At 66.5% G+C, this 20,286-nt stretch carries 16 protein-coding genes and 1 pseudogene; 2 read left to right on the top strand and 15 right to left on the bottom strand.

Annotated features, from left to right (window positions below; all coding sequences use genetic code 11):
• From ftsZ to mraZ, 13 genes are all read right to left on the bottom strand, one after another.
• Nucleotides 1–1,116 (bottom strand): cell division protein FtsZ, encoded by a 1,116-nt coding sequence (ftsZ, locus tag TRD_RS00315; protein ID WP_012641482.1) that lies wholly within the window; start codon nucleotides 1,114–1,116, stop codon nucleotides 1–3.
• 157 nt (nucleotides 1,117–1,273) lie between these two features.
• Entirely contained in the window at nucleotides 1,274–1,993 is a 720-nt protein-coding gene (locus tag TRD_RS00310) for a cell division protein FtsQ/DivIB (protein WP_012641480.1), read from the bottom strand.
• Nucleotides 1,990–3,108 (bottom strand): D-alanine--D-alanine ligase, encoded by a 1,119-nt coding sequence (locus TRD_RS00305; RefSeq protein WP_012641479.1) that lies wholly within the window; start codon nucleotides 3,106–3,108, stop codon nucleotides 1,990–1,992. Before TRD_RS00305 ends, TRD_RS00310 begins: the two co-directional genes overlap by 4 nt.
• A 3-nt stretch (nucleotides 3,109–3,111) precedes the next feature.
• Nucleotides 3,112–4,065 (bottom strand): UDP-N-acetylmuramate dehydrogenase, encoded by a 954-nt coding sequence (gene murB / locus TRD_RS00300; RefSeq protein ID WP_143714579.1) that lies wholly within the window; start codon nucleotides 4,063–4,065, stop codon nucleotides 3,112–3,114.
• Nucleotides 4,049–5,437: a UDP-N-acetylmuramate--L-alanine ligase gene (gene murC, locus TRD_RS00295; RefSeq protein ID WP_012641477.1), complete on the bottom strand. Its 1,389-nt coding sequence runs from the start codon at nucleotides 5,435–5,437 to the stop codon at nucleotides 4,049–4,051. The genes murB and murC overlap by 17 nt, the downstream gene beginning before the upstream one ends.
• On the bottom strand, nucleotides 5,434–6,708 hold the full coding sequence (gene ftsW, locus TRD_RS00290) for a putative lipid II flippase FtsW (protein ID WP_012641476.1): 1,275 nt from the start codon (nucleotides 6,706–6,708) through the stop codon (nucleotides 5,434–5,436). Before ftsW ends, murC begins: the two co-directional genes overlap by 4 nt.
• Nucleotides 6,708–8,117, bottom strand: coding sequence for a UDP-N-acetylmuramoyl-L-alanine--D-glutamate ligase (gene murD / locus TRD_RS00285; protein ID WP_012641475.1), 1,410 nt, complete (start codon nucleotides 8,115–8,117; stop codon nucleotides 6,708–6,710). Before murD ends, ftsW begins: the two co-directional genes overlap by 1 nt.
• A gap of 15 nt (nucleotides 8,118–8,132) precedes the next feature.
• Complete coding sequence (mraY, locus tag TRD_RS00280; RefSeq protein WP_052294019.1) at nucleotides 8,133–9,149, bottom strand: phospho-N-acetylmuramoyl-pentapeptide-transferase; 1,017 nt, start codon at nucleotides 9,147–9,149, stop codon at nucleotides 8,133–8,135.
• Nucleotides 9,149–10,549, bottom strand: coding sequence for a UDP-N-acetylmuramoyl-tripeptide--D-alanyl-D-alanine ligase (locus TRD_RS00275; RefSeq protein ID WP_012641473.1), 1,401 nt, complete (start codon nucleotides 10,547–10,549; stop codon nucleotides 9,149–9,151). The genes mraY and TRD_RS00275 overlap by 1 nt, the downstream gene beginning before the upstream one ends.
• The gene (locus TRD_RS00270; RefSeq protein WP_012641472.1) at nucleotides 10,546–12,273 is read right to left on the bottom strand and encodes a peptidoglycan D,D-transpeptidase FtsI family protein; all 1,728 of its coding nucleotides are present in this window, start codon (nucleotides 12,271–12,273) and stop codon (nucleotides 10,546–10,548) included. The genes TRD_RS00275 and TRD_RS00270 overlap by 4 nt, the downstream gene beginning before the upstream one ends.
• A complete protein-coding gene (locus TRD_RS00265; protein WP_012641471.1) occupies nucleotides 12,270–12,728 on the bottom strand; it encodes an FtsB family cell division protein in 459 nt (152 codons plus the stop codon). The genes TRD_RS00270 and TRD_RS00265 overlap by 4 nt, the downstream gene beginning before the upstream one ends.
• Nucleotides 12,718–13,698 (bottom strand): 16S rRNA (cytosine(1402)-N(4))-methyltransferase RsmH, encoded by a 981-nt coding sequence (gene rsmH / locus TRD_RS00260; protein WP_012641470.1) that lies wholly within the window; start codon nucleotides 13,696–13,698, stop codon nucleotides 12,718–12,720. Before rsmH ends, TRD_RS00265 begins: the two co-directional genes overlap by 11 nt.
• A 19-nt stretch (nucleotides 13,699–13,717) precedes the next feature.
• On the bottom strand, nucleotides 13,718–14,146 hold the full coding sequence (gene mraZ, locus TRD_RS00255) for a division/cell wall cluster transcriptional repressor MraZ (protein WP_012641469.1): 429 nt from the start codon (nucleotides 14,144–14,146) through the stop codon (nucleotides 13,718–13,720).
• Between the two features lie 1,172 nt (nucleotides 14,147–15,318).
• Here mraZ and TRD_RS15030 point away from each other — a divergent pair.
• Complete coding sequence (locus TRD_RS15030; protein ID WP_226980700.1) at nucleotides 15,319–15,537, top strand: tetratricopeptide repeat protein; 219 nt, start codon at nucleotides 15,319–15,321, stop codon at nucleotides 15,535–15,537.
• Nucleotides 15,538–15,649: 112 nt separating this feature from the next.
• Here the strand turns inward: TRD_RS15030 and TRD_RS00240 are convergent, their stop codons facing one another.
• Nucleotides 15,650–16,777 (bottom strand): MerR family transcriptional regulator, encoded by a 1,128-nt coding sequence (locus TRD_RS00240; protein WP_041435800.1) that lies wholly within the window; start codon nucleotides 16,775–16,777, stop codon nucleotides 15,650–15,652.
• Nucleotides 16,778–16,948: 171 nt separating this feature from the next.
• On the opposite strand from TRD_RS00240, the pseudogene TRD_RS13400 reads away from it, so the two are divergent.
• A pseudogene (locus TRD_RS13400) lies at nucleotides 16,949–18,454 on the top strand (methyl-accepting chemotaxis protein); the annotation flags it as partial.
• Between the two features lie 293 nt (nucleotides 18,455–18,747).
• Here the strand turns inward: TRD_RS13400 and TRD_RS15025 are convergent.
• Nucleotides 18,748–20,205, bottom strand: coding sequence for a CCA tRNA nucleotidyltransferase (locus TRD_RS15025; protein WP_012641463.1), 1,458 nt, complete (start codon nucleotides 20,203–20,205; stop codon nucleotides 18,748–18,750).
• Nucleotides 20,206–20,286 lie beyond the last annotated feature (81 nt).

The following is a 20,286-nucleotide window of genomic DNA, read 5'->3' as shown; positions in this document are numbered from 1 at the left end:
TCAGCGCTCGCGGAGGAAGCGCAGGATCGACGGCTCGGCCCACTCGTCATCCGGCAGGATCGGCGTGCGCGGAGCACCGCTGCCTGCCGGCCGAACCGGCTCGGGTCGGAAGCGGCGCTCGGGAGTACGCGGCCGCCGCGCCGTACCGGTTCCGGTGAAGCCAGCAGCGATGAGTGTGATCGTCACGTCCCGTCCCATCGCATCGTCCGGTTCCGTCGTCCCGAAGATGATCTCCGCCTCGTCGTCGACCATGGTGCGGATGAGTTCGGCTGCCTCGCTCACCTCGGCCATGGTCAGGTCCGGCCCACCCGCGATGTTGTAGAGCACGCGCGTCGCACCCTCGATGCTCATCTCCAGGAGCGGGCTCTCGACGGCTGCGCGAGCGGCATCGACACAACGGTTCTCCCCTGACCCGCGACCGATCGCGATGAGCGCTGTACCAGCATCGCGCAAGATCGACTTGACGTCGGCGAAGTCCAGGTTGATCAGGCCGGGCCGGGTGATCAAGTCGGTAATTCCCTGGATACCCTGGCGCAGCACGTCATCGGCGATCCGGAACGTCTCGGTCAGGGGTGTCTTAGGGTCCACCATCGAAACCAGTCTTTGGTTCGGGATGACGATCAAGGCATCGACGTGTTCCTTGAGGACGGCGATTCCCTCGTCCGCGATGCGGCGTCGCTTGGCGCCCTCGAAATCGAAAGGACGCGTGACCACCGCGACGGTCAGCGCGCCCGCCTCTCGTGCCAGCCGGGCGATGACTGGTGAGGCACCGGTGCCAGTACCACCGCCCATCCCCGCCGCGATGAAGATCATATCCGCGCCGCGCACCAACTCAGCCAGGATCTCCGCGCTCTCTTCAGCAGCGCGCTCGCCGATCTCCGGCCGGCCACCCGCCCCGAGCCCCTTCGTGAGCTTGTCACCGATCCTGACCGTCACCGGAGCCAGCGACTTGAGGAGTGCTTGGGAATCGGTGTTGACGGCGATGAACTCGACCCCCTGCACTCCTGCCTCGATCATGCGATTGATCGCGTTCCCGCCACCGCCCCCGACGCCGATCACCTTGATCCGTGCGAACGAATACTCGAGGTCCTCGTGGTGATTCTCGAACATGGCCATCCCGCTCACCCTCCTCCGCGCCGACGCAGCCCCTCCGATCGATTCGCTCCAGCAGCCCACTCGAGAAAATCGAACACCCTCCCGACGAGCGGGGAAGCGACCACCTGCTCGCTGTGCCAGTCGTCACTGTTCCAGTGTAGCATACTGCCACCACCTGTCATGGTGCGATCTGCCAGAGTACCGGACGATCGGGGTCGCGAAGATCGAGATGCAAGAATCCCCGCCCCTCAGCCAGCAGGGCATCGAGCACAGCCAACTGCTCGGCGAGCCGCTCGGCATCGCCGAGCAGGATTCGCTCGCCCCCGACGAAAACCAGCACCAAACCGTCGCCGGGCCGATAGGCGAGTCCACCGAGCCGACCCGCATAGCGGCGCGTCACCTCGGCCAGCGCATCCGCCACGCTTGGAGGAACACGCTGTCCTGGAACGAGAGACAGACTGCTCGCTACCTGGACGTGCGGCAAGCCGGGCAGGTCACCGGCGCCGATCACGCGGCCCTCGCCATCCACCAACCAGGTCCCGCTCTCGTTGGCCCACACGCTGGCGGGCACTCGCTCGACCACATCGATCACCACCGTGTCCGGATAGAAGGCCCGCACAGTCGCCTGTGCGATCGCCGGGTGGGAGACGATCCGCCGCGCGACGTCTTGTGTATCGATCAGGAAAACCGACCGACCGAGCACACCGCTTTCGCGCGCCACCTCCTCGGCGAACGCCAACTGGTTCCCTCGCACCACCACGGTGCGCACCTGATATTGGGGCCCCCCGAGGAAACCGACGAGCAGGACAGCACCAGCGACGACGAGCAACGCAGCCAGGAACTGGCCGGTCACGACGCCGCGGACGACCGCGCGCCGGGCGCGGCGCCGGCGACTCAACCGGAGAACGGCTGGGTCGCCTGAGCTCGTCGCCGCTGCTGCGCCTGGTGCCGCTCCAGGGCGAGCTCGATCAACCGCGTGATCAGATCCCGAAAGCACAGTCCCGATGCCTCCCAGAGCTTGGGATACATGGAGATCGCGGTGAACCCGGGTATCGTATTGACCTCGTTGATCAAAATCCGGCCAGTCGAGCGTTCCAGGAAGAAGTCCACGCGAGCCATTCCCGCACCGTCGATCACCCGAAACGCTTCCAACGCCATCCGTCGGACCGTTGCCGCCTGCTCCTCACTGATCGGTGCCGGAATGAGGAGCTGAGAGTGGGGGTCGATGTACTTCGCCTCGTAGTCGTAAAACTCGCGACTCGGGACGATCTCTCCCACGATCGAGGCGACCGGTTCCTCGTTGCCGAGGACGCTCACCTCCAGTTCCCGTGCATCGATCGCTTCTTCCACGACGATGCGACGATCGTAACGGCTCGCCAACTCGATCGCGGCCAGAAGCTCCTCGCGCCTGCGCGCTTTGCTCACGCCGACACTGGAGCCGAGATTAGCCGGCTTGACGAAGCAGGGATAACCGAGTTCCCGTTCGATCCGCGCGAGGAGCGTCTGGTGCTGGCACTGCCACTCGTGCCAGGTGAAAGCGATCCAGCGAGCCTGCTCGAGTCCCACGCTCGCGAAGAGTCGCTTCGCCGTCGGCTTGTCCATGGCGACCGCCGAGGCGAGGACACCGCAACCGACGTAGGGGATGCCGGCCAACTCCAGGAGTCCCTGGATCGTCCCGTCCTCCCCGTACGGCCCGTGGAGCACCGGAAAGACGACATCGATCTCACCAGGCAGCGACCCCGGAAGGGCAAGCGCGCTCTCACCCGTTGCCGGAGCGCTGCCCGCCCCACTGCTGACCGGTTCCAGCTCGAGCGGCAGACGGCTCGCTGTGGCCAACTCGCGCAGCGGATCGCCTCCGATCAGCCAGCGGCCCTCGCGCGTGATCCCGACTGGTACGATCTCGAAGCGCTCACGATCGATGTGACGCAGGATCGCTCGGGCCGAGCGCAAGGAGACATCGTGCTCACCCGACTGCCCGCCGAAAATGACTGCAACGCGGATTTTCCTGGCCATCCCTCACGACTCCCCGATGATCTCGATCTCCGGCTGGAGGACGATGCCGAACCGCTCAGCGACACGCTCCTGGACTGCCTCGATGAGGGCCAGCGCCTCGCGAGCCGTCGCTCCGCCCAGGTTGACGAAGAAGTTGGCGTGACGCTCGGAAACGGCCATCTGCCCGATCCGGAACCCCTTGAGCCCTGCCTGCTCGATCAGATACCCTGCATAAGTGCCGGGGGGGTTGGTGAAAACCGATCCCGCGCACGGGCCGGTCGGCTGGTGCATGCGCCGCCAACGAGCGTGCTCCTCAGCGAAGGCCAGGAGCCGGGCCGGGTCGTCCCGCAGGAGCCGCAACCGCGCGCCCAGGACGACCAGACTCCGCGGCTGGGACAGCGCCTTGAGCGCGGTCATCCGATAGCGCGGCGCCAGCTGCTCACGGGTCCAGCGAACCAGCCGCCGTGACGGCAGGTCGTAGAGCTCGAGATCGACGATGACGTGCCCGATCTCACCGCCGTGCGCGCCAGCATTGTTGACCACCGCACCGCCGACGACACCGGGAAGGCCAGCCGCCCATTCCATCCCCGCGAGACCGTGTTCGCTCGCCCAGTGTCCGACCCAAGAGAGCGGCGCGGTCGCCGGAAGGGTGACGAGAACCGATCCGTCGTCTTGGGCCGCAGTCGCGAGTTCGCCGACGCTCTCGCCCGGCGCACGGAAGACGATGACCAACCCGCGAATCCCACCATCCCGCACCAGGAGATTGCTCCCCCCGCCGATGACGGTCACGGGCAGGCCCTCGCGTTCCGCCCAGATCAGGGCGCTCTCCAGCGTTGCACGGTCGCTCGCCCGCACCAGAAAGTCGGCCGGTCCGCCGATCCGGAACGTCGTGTAGCGGGCTAAGGGCTCGCTCACCAAGACGCGCAGCGATCGCCCATCGACCGTCACCACTCGGCTGCGCTCAGCCCGTGTCGGCATCGCCATGCCCCTCTCGCAGCCGAACAGCCGCTTTCCAGATGTCTCCCGCCCCGAGCACCAGGACCACGTCACCGGCCCGCATCGCAGCACCGACCGTCTCGGCAGCTGCCATGGGATCAGGCACGGCGATGGCCGGAATGCGGCGGATCGCACTGGCCAGCGCCGCCGCATCGATGCCGGCCAGCGGTTGCTCGCGTGCCGCGTAAATCTCAGCGACGACGGCCAGATCGGCCTGTTCCAGCGCGTGCGCGAACTCGGTGAGAAAGCGCGCCGTACGGCTATAGGTGTGCGGCTGGAACACCGCCCAAAGGCGGGCCGCGGGAAAGCGTTCCCGCGCTGCGGCGATCGTCGCAGCGATCTCCCGCGGGTGGTGCGCATAGTCCAGGATCACGCGCACTCCATTCACGATGCCCACTTCTTCGAAGCGTCGCCCGACGCCATTGAAGTGCTCCAGCGCCCGCACTGCGACCACCAGTGGCACACCGACCTGGACAACAGCCGCCACCGCCGCGGCTGCGTTCAAACGATTGTGCCTGCCAGGAACAGCCAGCGCGAGCGGCCAGATCGCACCGCTCGGATCGCGCAGCGCGCCATCGGGCAGGACACGATAAGCAGCTTCGGCAGTTTCGCCGAAGGTCACCACTCGATGGCCGCGTGACTGGAGTTCATCGGCCACCGCACAGGCGACCGGATCGTCGGCCCAAACGACGGCTGTCCCAACTGGACGCAAGCGAGCGAGGAAACGACGAAAGGCACGGGCGACGCTCGCACGGTCGGGGAACAGATCGGGGTGATCATGGTCGACGTTCAAAACGACAGCGATGTCCGGCTCGAGGAAAAGAAAGCTGTAGTCGTACTCGTCCGCCTCGACGACGAACAGATTCCCGCCGGGGAGCCGCGCGCTCGTCCCGCCGAGATCGCGCACCTCCGCTCCGATGGCGAACCCGGGGGTTAGCCCAGCCGCGTCGAGGGCGAGCGCGATCATGCCACAGGTGGTGCTCTTGCCGTGCGTCCCGGCGACTGCGATCGTCCGGTAGCTGGCTGCCAGCCAACCGAGCAGTGCGGCTCGCTTGACGATCGGAATGCGCTGGGCCGCGAAGGCGGCGACCTCGGGATGCTGGGCTCGCACCGCGCTGGTCACGACCAGCAGGTGCGCGTCCTGGGCGTGGCGCTCGTCATGACCCACAGCGACCGCGATGTCGCGGGCAACCAGGCGGTCGAGGACCGGTGACCAGGCAACGTCGCAGCCAGTGACGCGATAGCCTCGGTCAGCCAGGAGTTCGGCCAAGCCGCTCATCCCGGCACCACCGATGCCCAGAAAGTGGATGGGCAGGCCCGGCTGAAGGTGGTTCAGGTGCGCTGGCCATCTCATGGATGACGTCCTCCGGCTCGCGGCGCAACCCGACGTCGCCCGCGCCGGCCAAAACGGCTCAATGAGACGGCCGGCGGAGCGTGCCGCGGACGCTCGCGTGGCGCAGCTGACGTCGGCGCCGGCCGCGGCAGCGTGACCCGCGAGATGTTGACCAGGATTCCTGCTGCCGCGAGCGATGTGATGAGCGAAGAGCCGCCATAGCTCACGAAGGGGAGTGGGATACCGGTGAATGGGAGTACCGAGCTGATCCCACCGGCATTGATCAGCGCTTGACTCACGAGCCAGCTGGTGATTCCCACCGCGAGGAGTCCCCCGAAACGATCGGGCGCCCGCCGCGCGATACTGAGTCCACGCCAGGCGAGAATCAAGAACAGGAGGAGCAGGACGAGACAACCGACGACACCGAGTTCTTCGCCGATGACGGCGAAAATGGCGTCGTTGTGGGCATGCGGCAGCCATTGGAACTTCTGTCGCCCCATCCCGAGCCCGACCCCGAACCAACCTCCGCTCCCGAAGGCCAGACGAGCCTGGGCGATCTGCCAGCCGAGCGTGCGGAGAAGCCCGTTGGGATCGAACAGTTCCTGATCCGAGCTGAAGAGGATGAGAATGCGGTCCCGCCGGTAGGGAGCGCCGAAAGCCAGCACCGTCCCCGCCACCAGAGCGATACCACCCAGGAGCACGGTATGGCGCAGCGTCGCACCTGCGGCGAAGAACATGGCCAGGCCGGTAAAGCCCAAGACGATAGCCGTTCCCAGATCCGGCTGCAGCATCGTCAAACCACCCAGGAGGCCGAGCAGCAACATGAAGGGAAGCACCCCGAGGTCGAAACGCCGGATCCGCTCCCCCTTGCTCGCCAACCAACTCGCCAGGTAAAGTACCAGGGCGAGTTTGGCCATCTCCGACGGCTGGAACGAGAGCGGTCCGAGCTCGATCCAGCGCTGGGCGCCCAAGCGCGTGTCACCGAAGCCAGGCAGGAGCACGAGCGTCATGAGCCCGAGCGCGCCGAGGAGAGCGAGGACAGCGAGCCGCCGCCAGATCCGGTAATCCAGTGCCGCCGTGGCGAGCGCCGCGAGCGCCCCCAGCGCGAGCCAGATCGCGTGGCGCACCGCGTAACCGGGATCACTCCCGACGCTGGCGCTGAAGACCATCACCATCCCGAAGGTGACGAGCCCCAGTAGAGTGAGGAGCAAGACCAGATCAGGCTCATGCGCCAGGCGACGCTCGCCCGGTACCGCGAGAGCGTCCATGACGCGACGAAGGCACCAGCGCATCAGTCACCTCCGCGCTCGCGGACGAGTTGCCGCACCGCTTCGCGGAACGATTCGCCTCGATGGAACTCGTCCCGGAACAGCCCGAAGCTGGCGCAGCCCGGCGAAAGGAGGACGACCGCACCCGGCTCGGCAAGTTCCGCTGCCCGGCGCACCGCCTCTTCCATCGACTGGTAGGGTCCCTCCACTCGCGCACCCGCCGCTCGCAGTGCTGCCTGGTAATCGGGCGTCGCGGTGCCGTCCAGCAGCACGACCGCGCGCACCTGTCGCGCGACTGCCTCAGCCAACTCGGCGAGCGAAACTCCTTTGGCTGCCCCTCCACCGATGAGAACGATCGGCCGCTCCCGGAAGGTCGCCAATGCGGCTAAGACCGCAGCCGGCGCAGTCGCAGCCGAGTCGTTGACGAAGTCGACCGTGCCCAAACGCGCGACATGCTCCAAGCGATGCGGCACCGGCTCGGCTTCGCGCAACGCTGCCGCGACGTGCGCGGGGCTGGCACCACGCAGCAGCGCTGCAGCGGCCGCGGCGAGCGCATTGCCGACCGCATGCTCCCCCATCAGGGGGAAGTCACTCCGGCGCAGCAGGTCCTGCTCTTCGCCTCCCCAGCGCCAGATCAGGCGATCGTCGCGCCAGAAAGCACCGTCGCTCACCCCGTCATCGCGCCCGAAGGGGACCACCTTCCCGCAGCCAGCATCCCGGCAGGCCCAAGCGACCGGATCGTCGCGGTTCACGACGAACCAATCGCCCGGCCGCTGGTGACGAGCGATCGCGCGCTTGGCGTCGATGTACGCCTCGAAGGAGGGATACCGATCGAGGTGATCGGGTGAGATCGAGGTGAGCACTGCGATATGGGGACTCAAGCCATGCTCGTCGAGCCCCTCCAGTTGCCAGCTCGAGAGTTCCAACACCACCGGCGTGTCCGGCTGGATTCCCGGCAAGGTTTCCAGCGCTGAGCGCCCCAGGTTCCCAGCCAGCACCGTGTCCGGTCGCCATTGCCGGAGAATAGCTGCGCAGAGCGTCGCGGTCGTCGTCTTGCCCTTGGTGCCGGTGACGCCGACGATCGGAGCCGGGCAGGCGCGAAAGAACAGCGTCATCTCCATCTCGATCCGCGCTCCGGCAGCACGGGCGAGAGCCAGCCAGGGAGACTCGCGCGGCACCGCCGGATTGCGCACCACGATCTCGGCTCGCTCGAAGTCCTCGCGCCGGTGTTCCCCCAGGACGAGCCGTACCGGCAAGCCAGCGAGTGCGCGCAGGCTCGGCGCGAGTTGTTCGGCCGTGCGGAGATCGGTGACCGTCACCTCCGCTCCCTGCTCGACCAGCCAGCGTGTGACGCCCAGACCACCCGAGCGTGTTCCCAGCCCCATCACCAGGACAGCTTTACCGCGAAGGTCGAGCGGCGCGCGATCGCCCATCGCTCCCCCCATCGCTCACACCAGTGCGAGCGCGATGCCCAGGAGCCCGGCCATCATACTGATCAACCAAAAACGCATCGTGATCTGCGTCTCCGACCAGCCGATCAGTTCGAAGTGGTGGTGGAGCGGCGCCATGCGGAGGAGCCGCTTTCCCTTCGTCAGCTTGTAATAGGCGACCTGCAGGATGACCGAAAGCGCCTCCGCGACGAAGACGATCCCGATGACCGGCAGCAGAAGCCATTGGCCAGTCATGAAGGCCGCGGTCGCCAGTGCTGCACCGAGAGCCAGGGAGCCGGTATCCCCCATGAAGACCTGAGCCGGATGCGCGTTGTACCAGAGAAAACCCAAGATCGCGCCGACCATGGTGAAGCAGAACGTCACGACCTGGATCTGCCCCTGGAGGAACGCGATGATCCCGTAGGCGGTGAAGGCGACCGCCGCGGTTCCCCCCGCCAGCGTATCGAGCCCATCGGTCAGGTTCACGGCATTGGCTGTTCCGGCGATCGCGAGGACCGCGATCGGCAGGTACCAGAGACCGATCTCGAATTTGCCGAGGAACGGAATATAGATACTGCGCAGACCGAGCGGGAAATGCAGCACGAGCGCTGCAGCGAGCGAGAAAAGGAGCAGCCAGGCCATCTTGAAGCGTGCCGTCATCCCGCCGCGACCAGTGGTGACCAGACTCAACCGGTCATCGATCGCACCAAGCACCGCGGTGCCGATCAGGACGCCGAGCGGCAAGAGCATGGACAGTCGCCCGGCCAGGTTAAAGAGGAGCGTCAACAGGATGACCGGCACCGTGATCATGAAGCCGCCCATGGTCGGTGTCCCCAGTTTGGTCAGATGGCCTTCCGGCCCTTCCAGCCGGATCTGCTTGCCGATCTTGTGCCGCCGCAACCAGGCAATGTACGGCTTGCCGATCCCGACCGTGATGACGAAGGCCACACCAGAGAGCGCGAGCGACAGCGCCAGGTTCTCTCCTGGGTCGCGCGGTAGGACGCTGCGCGTCCGCAGGACTTCGAAAAGATCCATCACCGTCCCTGCTCCGTTTCCTGAGCGGCGCGCAGCGCCTCCACGATCTCCTCCATCCGCATCCCGCGCGCTCCCTTGATCAGCACGAAATCACCCGGCCGCAAGGTCTCCCGCAGGACAGCCACCAACTCGCGACGGTCATCGGTCGCCCAAACCCGTTCCGGCGCCAGACCTGCCTCGATCGCCGCTTCGGCGATCCAGCGTGCCCGTGGCCCCAGCGTGAATAACCGATCGACGACCGCAGCTGCCCGCCGCCCCACCATCCGGTGCCCTTCCTCCTCGTACCAGCCGAGCTCGTACATGTCACCGAAGACGGCGATCCGCCGCTGCGCGGGAATTTCCGCCAGGAGCGAGAGCGCCGCCATACAGGAAGCCGGGCTGGCATTGTAGGTGTCGTCGAGCAGGGTGGCTCCGTTGATACCGGGCACCGTGAGCAGGCGCACTTGAACACGTGGATCGTGGAAACCGGGAAGCATCTCCTCCAGCGTCAAGCCCAACTCGTAACCGACCGCGATCGCTGCCAGCGCATGATGGACACTGTGCTGGCCGAGCAGCGGCAAGCGGACGCGGTTGCGCTCCCCGAAGGCGACGAGATCGAAGGAGATCCCATCCAACCCCCGACTTTCGATCTCCTCGGCGCGGACGTGGCAGTCGGGAGAGAGCCCGTAGAGGAGGACACGGGCTGGCGTTCGCTCAGCCATCAACCGTACCCGGAAATCGTCGCCGTTCAGGACGGCGACACCGTCCGCGGGAAGCGACTCGGGAAGCTCGGCGATGCTTTGGGCGATCCGTTCGATCGTCCCCATGCGGGCCAGGTGCGCATAGGAGACGTTGGTGACCACTCCGATCCGTGGCTCAGCCAACGCGCACAGTTCGCGCACTTCTCCCAGGCGGTAGGCCTCCCCGAACTCCAGCACGACGACATCGGTGTTCGGGTCGATCGTCAAGAGATCGAGCGCGATGCCGACATCGGTATTGAAACTCGCCCGACTCCGCACGACCTGAAAGCGCTGGGCCAGAACCGAAGCGATCGCCTCCTTGGTACTGGTCTTGCCCACGCTTCCGGTCACGGCAGCCACCGGGACGGCGAAGAGGCGCCGCCAGTAACTGGCCAGACGGAGCAGAGCGGCCAGGGTGTCATCCACCACGATCAACGGAATTCCCAGATTGGCCAACTCCTCAGCCCAGCGCGCCTCGACCAGTGCCCCCGCTGCACCCCGGCGGACCGCATCAGCGACGAAATCGTGCCCGTCGTGTCGCTCACCGCGCAGTGCGACGAAGAGATCACCCGGCTCGACCGTCCGCGAATCATGCCAGACGCGCCGGAAGAGCAGGTCAGGTGCCGCCGAGCCACGCAGCATGCCGGCCGTCCCGTCCAGGACATCACGCAGGCTGATCATGGCTGGCTCCCTCCCGATGGGGTGCTCGTCACCGGTTGGGATGGGGGGATCCCCTTCAGCAAGAGCAGCTGGCGAAACAGCTCGGCGAAGGCAGGGCCAGCGGCGCGCTCGCCCCAGGGCGAGCCCTTGGGCCGGTCGATCTTGACCAGCACGCAGTAGCGCGGGTCTTCCACCGGTCCGTAACCGACCACCGAGGCGATCGTCGCGCCTTCGCCGCGCTCGTATCCCTGCGGACCAGGTATCTCAGCCGTTCCCGTCTTGGCTGCGATCCGGTAGCCTGGAACCGCGAAGCGCCCAGCGTAGCTGTCCATCACCTCAGCGAGCATCGCGGTGAGCGTGCGTGCCGTCTCCTCGCTGATCACCCGTCGGACCGGCTGAGGCTGGACCACTTGGACACGATCCCCTCGGCGAATCTCCTGGACGACGTACGGTCGCATCAGCACACCACCATTGGCGATCGCCGCTACCGCCGTGACCAGCTGGAGCGGTGTCACCGCGATCCCTTGCCCGAACGAGGTCGTATAGAACGTCGTCAGCGACCAGCCTGGACTTCCTGGCAGATTGACGATCCCGCCGATCTCACCGGGGAGATCGACTCCGGTCGGCTGGCCGAACCCGAAGCGCTGGATTCCTTCCGCGAACCGCTCTGGCCCTAGCCGATCAGCGACTTCCATCGCCCCGACGTTACTCGAATGGATCAGCACCTCGGTCATCGTTTCCGGGCCGAACACCTGGTGCAGCGCATTGAAGATCCGCGTCCCATCGGGCAACTCCCGGTATGCTCCACCGTCGACCACCGTCTCCGGCTGAATCACACCAGCGTCCAGGCCCAGCGCCAAGGTGATGACTTTGAAGGTCGAACCCGGCTCGTAGGCTGCTCCGATCGCCGGGTTCGCGAAGAGCGACGGGTCGGTCACTTCCCGGAACCGGTTGGGATCGAACGAAGGCCGGTTGGCCATCGCGAGGATGGCCCCGGTGCGTACGTCCATCACGATGATCGTCCCACCAGCCGCACGCTGGTCCTGGATCGTCCGTTCGAGGATCGACTCGGCCAGGTATTGCACAGCACTGTCGATGGTCAAAACGAGCGTCGCACCGTCCTGCGGTGGATTCCAGGAACTGGGCGCCAACGCGATGACGTTGCCAGCCAGATCACGCTCGCCGACCAGCTGGCCAGGTACACCGCCGACCACCGCATCGTACTGGGCTTCCAAACCGTAAGCGCCGCGATACTCCCAATTGACGAAGCCGAGGACCTGCGAGGCGAAGTCACCCATCGGATAGGCCCGCTTCGGCTCGGGGTCGAGCACGATCCCTGGCAGATCGAGCGCTCGGATCTGGGCGGAGACTGCCGGATCGAGCTGGCGCTGGAGCACCACCCACTCGCGACCCGGCTGGGTGAGCGCGGCCAGGATCTCCTCAGCCGGTCGCCCGATGAGGGGCGCGAGGAGCTGAGCTGTGCGTTGCGGATCCTCGACCTCGCGCACGATCGCCGAGACACGATCGGCCGGCACGTCGGTCGCCAGCACTCGCCCACGCGCATCCAGGATCTCGCCGCGGTGAGCCGGTACGACGTCCTCGCGGAAGCGGAAGGCCTCGGCGCGCTGAGCGAGCACCGGCCCCTGGAGGACCGCGAAGGAGACGACCCGATAACCGATCCCACTCGCCAGGAGCACAAGCGCCGCGAAGATCAGTCGGAGTCGCCAGGTCGCGAGATCGCTCATGGTGTCGTCTCCGCCTCCGCATGACCGACCCCGAGCAGCGCGTCCTGCACCCGTTGCCACCAGGATCGCTCGCTCCTCGGTGGAGGAACCGGTGTCGGCAGGGGAGCCGGCCGCGCCAGACGGAGCGACTCCGCCTTGCGGAGCGGCACCATGCCGTACTCGCGCCGAGCGAGCTCCTCCACGCGGGCGAGCGACTGCCGCCGCGCCAGCTCGTAGCGGAGAGCAGCCACTTCCAGCGCTACCTGATCGCGGTTCCGCTGGAGCCGCGTCAGCTCGTAGCCGAGCTCGACCACCCGGCTGGTTTGTTCCAGGTAGAGCAGGCACAGTCCGCCTATTGCCGCGACCAGGACCAGCAAGACGCCGAGCCAGGCACGACTGCGCCGTGGGGCTACTCGTCTTCCCACCGGCGTCGGCCGTACCGGTGCAGCAGCGCGATCGACCGGCTCAGCGACCATCGTGCGCTATCCGCTCGGCAGCTCGCAGCCGGGCACTCCGGCTGCGCGGGTTGCGTGTGATCTCCTCCGCACTCGGGCGCACCGGACGCGGCGTGAGGAGACGCAAGCGCGGCCGGTGCCCACAGATGCAGACCGGCGTGCCCGGCGGGCAGAGGCACGCCGCTGCCTCGCGCCGGAAGAACTGCTTGACGAGACGGTCTTCCAGCGAGTGGAAAGCGATCACCACCAGCCTCCCCCCGGGACGCAAAAGTTCCACCGCTTGCGCCAGTCCGGCAGCGAGCGCCTCGAGTTCCTGGTTGACCGCGATGCGCAAGGCCTGGAAAACGCGCGTCGCGGGATGGATTCGCTCGCGCCGGCTACCGGCGACGCGCGCGACCAAAGCCGCGAGTTGGGTCGTCGTCTCGATCGGCTGGCGCGCGCGCTCGGCAACGATCGTCTGGGCAATGGCCCACGCCCGCGGCTCTTCCCCATACTGCCAGAAAAGTTCGGCCAGCTCCTCGGCTGACCACGTGTTGACGATGACGGCCGCTGGTTCACCGCTGGTGGGGTCGAAGCGCATGTCCAGCGGCCCGGCCAGCTGAAAGGAAAAACCACGAGCTGGGTCGGCCAGTTGGTCGGAACTCAAGCCGAGATCGAAAAGGATGCCATCGACCGGAACGAATCCGTACGACTGGGCAAGACGCGCCAGATCGCGGAAGTTACCATGGCAGGGCAGGAGCCGTCCCGGGTAGCGCTCAGCCAGCGCGCGGGCACGAGCGACTGCAGCCGGGTCGGCATCGATGGCAAGCACCTGCCCGCTCGGTGCGCTGGCCTCCAGGATGGCGCGGCTGTGCCCACCACCGCCGAAGGTCGCATCGATGTAGCGGCCGCCATCGCGAGGAGCCAGAAAGGTCAGCGCAGCGCTCAGCAGGACCGGCTCGTGTGTGGTCGACAGTGGGTCTTCCAGCGCGAGTCGTGCGCGTTCGCTCATGCCCGGCCCGCCTCCTTTCTCAGATCAGCGTCGCCAGGCGTTGGGCGATCGACGGCCCCTCGGCAGCCAGGAGCTCGGCTTGCGCAGCCCAATTCTCCGGACTCCAGATCTCGACGTAGGAATGCACACCGACGACGATCGCTTCCCGCTCCAGGCCAGCGTACGCGCGGAGTTCGGGTGGCAGGAGGATGCGACCTTGACGATCGAACTCGACCACCGTCGCCTCGGCAAAGACCATGCGTCGGAAGGCGCGGGCATCCGGATCGCTGATGGAGAGGGAGGAGACCTTCTCGGCGAGCGGCTGCCAGGAGTCCATCGGGTACAAGGTCAGGCACCGATCGATCCCGCGCGTCAGGACACCTTGGCCGCGGAAGGCTTCGCGAAACCGGGCGGGGATAGCCAACCGCCCCTTGTCGTCGATCGCATGGGTGAAACGGCCAAGGAACACCGCTCTGCCCTCGTTCGTCAGGCCTGCGGGGGAACAGTTGCCCGGCACTTTTCCACAGGATCCCCCACTTATCCCCACCTTCCCCCACAGTTGTCCACAAGCATATGCACGGACACCCCACCGTGCAAGTAGATTCTGTCAACTCCGATCGGTGTCCGGACGGAGTGTACGGACGGATCATCGCCTGGCTGAACGCTGCCGGGAAAGCTCGATCGAGGCATCCAGCTCGTTGGGAGCGCTCTCCGCCCATTCCCGGTTCACCGCTCGACGTCCCGATGCCCCACTGTTGCGCAGACCAGCCGCACGGTGCGCAACGCTCGCTCATGAGCCGTGCTCCACGGCGCAACGCCGCTCTGCTCCGCAATCCTGCCGACTGGCATCCGCCTGCCCGGCGAGCCGGCGACAACCGCTCACGGCTGTGGAGACAGGCCTCGTTGTGCGCGACGCTCCAGCGAACTCGACCGGCCCCTCGCTCCCGTCACCAGCAGGCTGCGCCAGGCTCCGCAAGGAGCGACTGGCCGAAATGGCCAGTCGTGCGGCGGGAAGCACGCGCCGCGAAAGGCTCCGACCAGCTGGCCGGCACTCGGGCAGCGCGATCCGTTCGCCGACGCACCAACCTGCGACCGAGCGTTGCCCGGCGCCGTTCCGGACGAGCGACCATCCAGGACACGGCTCCACCACAACGACCCCGCTGCCACCCGGTGCGCTCGCAACACGTCGACCGCGACAGCATCGCTCGTTCGCTGGTCGAGGAGCCCTCCTGTCGCGCCGGAAACGCTTGCTGGACCTCGCCATCTCGTGGATACTGCGGGCGGCAACGGAGGTGCATGGCGATGATCGCTTGGCAACGCTCTCTTCCCGAGGCGCTCGAACTGGCTGGTCGCGAGCGACGACCGATCCTCGCCTATGTCTGGAAAGAAGGGTGAAGAGGCTGCGCGCGGCTGGAAGCCGCGACCTTTGCCGATCCAACGGTTCAGGCAGCGATCGCTGAGCGATTCGTTCCGCTCTCGCTCGATCTCCTGCGCGATCCGCGGGACTGGATTCGCCCACTCGGAGTCATCTGGACCCCGACGATCCTCTTCCTCGACCGGCGCGGCGCTGTCCGCTACCAGAGTCCGGACTTTTTGCCAGCCGATCTCTTCCTCGACCTCCTCGACCTCGGCGAGGGGCACGTGGCCTTGCACTGGGCGCGCTTCCGCGACGCCATCGCGCTTTTCCAGCGTGTCGCCACGCGACAGTCCTCCAGTGCTTGGGCAGCTGAAGCCATCTATTGGTGGGGAGTCGCCGTCTACCTGGCGACGCACTCTCGCGAACAGCTCGATGGAGTCTGGGAACACCTTCGTGTCCGCTTTCCCGACAGTATCTGGGCAGCCCGCACGCGCCACGCCTGAGCTGCACTCGGCTGGCCACGGCGACGCTTCCGCACTGCTCGAACCGCTTCCTGCTACCGGAGGAAACCGAATCCTCGCGCAGCAGGCATGTCCGAGACACCTGGCGCAGCGTTCAGTCCGTCCCTGGCTCGCGGGGAGACCATCCCTCCTGCTGCAGGAGCGCCTTGGCGACGAGCTGCAAACTCACCGTCAATTCGGCGATCCGTTGGCTGAGGCGTTCGACAGACTCGATGAGGCGATGCTCGTCCTCCGTGGACGCGAACGCGTTCGTCTTTCCGCCGAGTTGCGCTTCGATCTCCACCGGAGAGACGCCGGCGTGGAGTTGTTCGATGATCCAACGGAGTCGCTCGACCGCTTGCGGTGAATAGCGGCGCGATCGACCGCGACCGACGGTCGGGAGATAGGGAGCGAAGCGATCACGGTAGTAGCGGATCGTCGTTTCGGGAAGTCCCAGTCGCTGCGCCACCTCGCTGAGTGTCAGGAGCCGGTCGTCGTCCCGGTGATCGGTGGCTAGTTCGGGGGCTGCCTCGTCCAGCAGCCAACCGATCGTCTCCGCGAGCTCTTGGGGTGACACCGGACGACCATCGGGATGAGCGAAGACGAGCGCATCGCCTGCTTGCGTTTCCGCGAGCGACTGAAGCCCCCGCCAGATCAGGCCGGGAATGACACACCGGTACGCTCGCTCGCGTTCGTCGTGGCAGAACGCGATCCCTTGCCCGTTCCACTGTTCGAGATCACGCCAGCGGAGTCGCGCGATCACCGGGAGCGGGCAACCACAGCCAGCCAACCAGAGCAAGAGCTGCAGGCGCGGGTCAGCCAGTTGGAGCGCAGTCGCGAGCAGGCGACCACGCTCGGTCGCGTGCACCCGTGGTGTCTGGTCAGGAGGCTTCCCGAAGGCCGCGGGAACGACCGAGCTGAGGTCTCGCTCGAGGTAGCCGCGTTCAGCCAGATAGCGGAGGAAAGAGCGGACAGCCGCGAGCTTGCGCCGGACCGTCGCTCGGGCCAGCCGACGATGCTCGAACGTCGCCAGCCATCGCCGGAGCGCCGTCTCGTCGAGCTGCGCCAGCTCGCCCCCTAACGCAGCGAGGAATTCCCGCACGTCATGGGCATACGCACGGCGGGTAGCCGCTGGTCGACCGGCAAGCCACTCGTCGATCGTCCTGGTGAGCGAAAAGTTTCCCTCCACCGTCGCCCCATCGAGCAGTCTACGGGCCGAACGTACCGCCGGAATGTCACTCATTTCCTAGGAAGGAAAGCTCGTAACAACGCAGCATTCTGACGATATTCACGAGCGGGAGAAACCTCGATTGCGTCGCCGGCACCACCGGCAGCCGGGGCTTTCAAAACGAAATTATTCCAAAACTCGGGCTTGAGAAGCAGTGGTGAGACAAACGAAAGGAGAGAACGACGCATGACGGCATATCAGGCAAAAGGTCGCGATCTGGCCGAAGCCATCCGCCTGACACCTGCAGGGCTCGAGCAGCGGCGCCAGTTCCTCGGCCTCGACGAGGCCGAGCGAGCGGAGCTGGAACGGCTCGCCCCGTGGGCAGAACGTGTCGCCGACCGTATTGCCCAGCGGTTCTATGACTACCAGTTCAGCTTCGAGCCGACTCTTCGCTTCTTCCAGCGCTATGCCCAGGCGCGTGGGTTACCACTCGAGGAGGTACGGCGTCGGCTCGAGCAGTCACAAGCCGCCTACTTTCGCGAGATTTTTCAGGCTGCCCGTCGGGGCTATGACCTCGAGTATTTCCAGCGACGGTTGCGCATCGGTGCGCGGCACAATCTGATCGACTTGCCGATGAAGTGGTATCTCGGGAGCTACGGTCGCTATCTCGACTTCGTGCGTGCCGAGTTACGCCGGAGCTTTCCTTTCCAACCCTGGCGCTGGTGGCGAGTCGAACGAGCACTCGCCAAGGTCTTCAACCTGGACCAGCAAGCAGTCGTCGACGCGTTTTTCTTCGAGTTCCTCGATTCAGTCGGGTTCGATCTCTCGAGCGTCACGACCGAGCGACCGCAAGACGATCTCTCCGACTTGTACCGGCCGCTCAAAGAGGCGGTGCGCCAAGCGATCACCGGCCTCCAACGCACAGCTGCCCTGGCCGCCACTATCAGCGACCAACTGAGCGAGAGCGGCGAGCACTTGTCCCATGCCGCTGCCGAAGCGACCCAGGCCGTGCAATCGGTTTCCCGCGGCGCCGTACGCCAAAGCGACCTCCTCAGCGCAGCCGAGCGGGCGATCGACGAGGTCCAGCGTGCCATCACCGAACTCGCGCGCGGCGCCAGCGCCCAGCAGCAAGCATTGCACCGCCTGGCCCAGCTGGCGCAGACGCTGGCTGCCAGTATCCAAGCTGTCACCGACGCGGCACGCGGCGGAATCGCTGCGAGCGAGCGTAACGTCGCCGAAGCGACCACCGGCAGCGAAACGGTGCGCCGTGCCATCGCCTCGCTCCGGCACTCCGGTGAGGGGATGCGACGCATCGGCACGCGCGTCGAGGAGATGGCGAATCGTTCCCGACGGATCACCGCGATGGTCGAGGCGGTCGACGAGATCGCCCGACAGACCAATCTCCTCGCCCTCAATGCCGCGATCGAGGCTGCACGAGCAGGGGAAGCTGGCAAGGGCTTTGCCGTCGTGGCCGAAGAGGTGCGCAAGCTCGCCGAACGCTCCAGCTCGACCACCCAGGAGATCCGCGGATTGGTCGATGAGATCCTGCACACGCTCGATGACATGGTCGCTGAAGCGACTTCGGGCATGCGCGAGGTCGAAGAAGGAGTCGCCCTGGCGAGCGAGGCAGAAGCCGCGCTGCACCGACTCACCGAGAACGCACGGCAGATCGGTGACAAGATCAGTGCGATCGGACGAGCCAGCGAAGCGATGTCCCGAGCGAAGGACGAACTCGTCGGAGAACTGGAGCGTGTTGCGCAGGTCGTCGACGGGCATACGGCCGCGACCGAGGAGATCGCATCGACGCTCACCACCGTCACCCAGCAGGTGCGCGACGTCGCTACGGTGAGCCGGGATACCAGTGCGGCAGCCGAAGCACTCGCCTCGCTCGTCGAGCAACTGGGCGAAGAGGCCGAGCGCGTCCGCCTGACGGCTGACGGCCGCCTCGGTCCGCGCAAACGCCGCGCAACTGGCCAGCGTGGCCCGCGCGTTCCGCCCGCTCGAGGAGAGCACGGGAACGGAGTCGAGCGCGACACGACCAGTTGTCAGCGCCGCGCCTGCTGTCCTCGTTCGATGATTTCCGGGTGCTCAGCGACCCAGCGCTCGGCGAGCACCCGGGCCGTCTCCTTGTCGCCGGGAGCTAGCTGCCCCTCGATGACGAGGTCACGCAAGTAATTTTTGACCTCGGCGATCCAGCGACCCGGTGGCAAGCCGAAGATCGCCATGAGTTCGTGCCCATCGAGCGGGCTCTTGATCTGCGCCAGCGCAGCTTCTTCTTCGAGTCGGCGAATGTGAGCGCGCAGGCGCTCGATCCGCGCCCGGGCCTCGCGGCGCCGCCAGGCGCGTGCGCTCGTCACGTCGGCCGCGACGAGATCGAGTAGGTCCTCCAGGAGGTCGCCCGCCTCGACCATGAGACGACGCACCGCCGAGTCGGTCCACGTCTCGTCGTAGGCAGCCGGGCGCAGGTGCAGCTCGACCAGCTGGGCCACGCGCTCGATGAGCGCCTTCTCCTGGCGCAAGCGGCGCAGCACTTTGCGCGCCAGCTCCGCCCCCTTGAGCTCGTGCCCGAAGAAGTGCACCTCGCCCTGCTCGTCGATCGTCCGCGTCATCGGCTTGGCAGCGTCGTGGAGCAGGGCCGCCCACCGTACGGCGAGACGCGGCGGGCTTTGGCGAACCACTTGCAGCGTATGGCGCCAGATGTCCTTGTGCCGCCGATCTCCCGGGTCCTCGGCCAAGGGAACCAGCTCTGGCAGCACGACGGGCAAGAGCCTGGTCTGACGCATCAGCTCCAGCCCGCGATCCGGTTCTGGCGCGACGAGCAGCCGGTTCAGCTCCAGCGCGATCCGCTCCACGCTGACTCGTTGGAGTTCGCTGGCCAGCTCCTGCATGGCCAAGCGCGTCTGCGCTTCGACTTCGAAACCGAGTTGCGCCGCAAAGCGGGCGGCACGCAGGATCCGAAGCGGATCCTCGCGGAACCGTTCGAAGGGGTCGCCCACCGCTCGCAAAAGCCGGCGCTCCAGGTCGAGCTGCCCCCCATAGGGGTCGATGAGTTCACCGGTCACCGCATGCACGGCCATCGCGTTGACGGTGAAATCGCGGCGTGCCAGATCCTCCAGGAGGCTGTCGCCGAAGCGAACGGCCGGGCGCCGGTCGAGCGTGGGATACCACTCTGTCCGATACGTCGTGATCTCGACCGTCACCCCAGCGAAGACGAGCCCGATCGTCCCGAACGCCTCCCCCACGGTATAGATGCTTTCCGCGCCCGCTTCCTCGCCGAGACACCTGGTCTCTTCCGGATGCGCCGACGTGGCGTAATCGAGATCGGTCACCGGACGACCGAGGAGGAGATCGCGTACGACACCACCGACGAGGTACAGCTCGTGCCCGGCAGCCGCGAACGAGCGAGCGAGGCGATCATTGATATCGTGGAGCGCTGGCGGAAGTCGCTCCAAGAGCGAACGATCCGGACGCGTTTCGACTGGCATGGTGCTCGGCTCGCTCATCGCTCCGCTCGTTCCCAGCACACCCGGTCATTGTACTCGAGCGCCTGCTCCCCATCCTCGCTAGGCTCCGCGGGAGCGTGC

This window comes from Thermomicrobium roseum DSM 5159 (genome assembly GCF_000021685.1).
Taxonomy (GTDB): domain Bacteria; phylum Chloroflexota; class Chloroflexia; order Thermomicrobiales; family Thermomicrobiaceae; genus Thermomicrobium; species Thermomicrobium roseum.
Note: the sequence above shows the minus strand (reverse complement) of the source record. Positions and strands in the feature narration are given on the sequence as shown.

Excerpts from the sequence above, each read along its gene's own strand:
- TRD_RS00275 (WP_012641473.1), bottom strand. The coding sequence starts at position 10,549 with ATGATCAGCCTGCGTGATGTCCTGGACGGGACGGCCGGCATGCTGCGT.
- murD (WP_012641475.1), bottom strand. The coding sequence starts at position 8,117 with ATGGGCGATCGCGCGCCGCTCGACCTTCGCGGTAAAGCTGTCCTGGTG.
- ftsZ (WP_012641482.1), bottom strand. The coding sequence starts at position 1,116 with ATGGCCATGTTCGAGAATCACCACGAGGACCTCGAGTATTCGTTCGCA.
- rsmH (WP_012641470.1), bottom strand. The coding sequence starts at position 13,698 with ATGAGCGAACGCGCACGACTCGCGCTGGAAGACCCACTGTCGACCACA.
- TRD_RS00270 (WP_012641472.1), bottom strand. The coding sequence starts at position 12,273 with ATGAGCGATCTCGCGACCTGGCGACTCCGACTGATCTTCGCGGCGCTT.
- murC (WP_012641477.1), bottom strand. The coding sequence starts at position 5,437 with ATGAGATGGCCAGCGCACCTGAACCACCTTCAGCCGGGCCTGCCCATC.
- mraY (WP_052294019.1), bottom strand. The coding sequence starts at position 9,149 with ATGGATCTTTTCGAAGTCCTGCGGACGCGCAGCGTCCTACCGCGCGAC.
- TRD_RS15025 (WP_012641463.1), bottom strand. The coding sequence starts at position 20,205 with ATGAGCGAGCCGAGCACCATGCCAGTCGAAACGCGTCCGGATCGTTCG.
- TRD_RS00305 (WP_012641479.1), bottom strand. The coding sequence starts at position 3,108 with ATGGCCAGGAAAATCCGCGTTGCAGTCATTTTCGGCGGGCAGTCGGGT.
- ftsW (WP_012641476.1), bottom strand. The coding sequence starts at position 6,708 with ATGCGCTGGTGCCTTCGTCGCGTCATGGACGCTCTCGCGGTACCGGGC.
- TRD_RS00265 (WP_012641471.1), bottom strand. The coding sequence starts at position 12,728 with ATGGTCGCTGAGCCGGTCGATCGCGCTGCTGCACCGGTACGGCCGACG.
- TRD_RS00240 (WP_041435800.1), bottom strand. The coding sequence starts at position 16,777 with ATGAGTGACATTCCGGCGGTACGTTCGGCCCGTAGACTGCTCGATGGG.
- murB (WP_143714579.1), bottom strand. The coding sequence starts at position 4,065 with ATGCCGACACGGGCTGAGCGCAGCCGAGTGGTGACGGTCGATGGGCGA.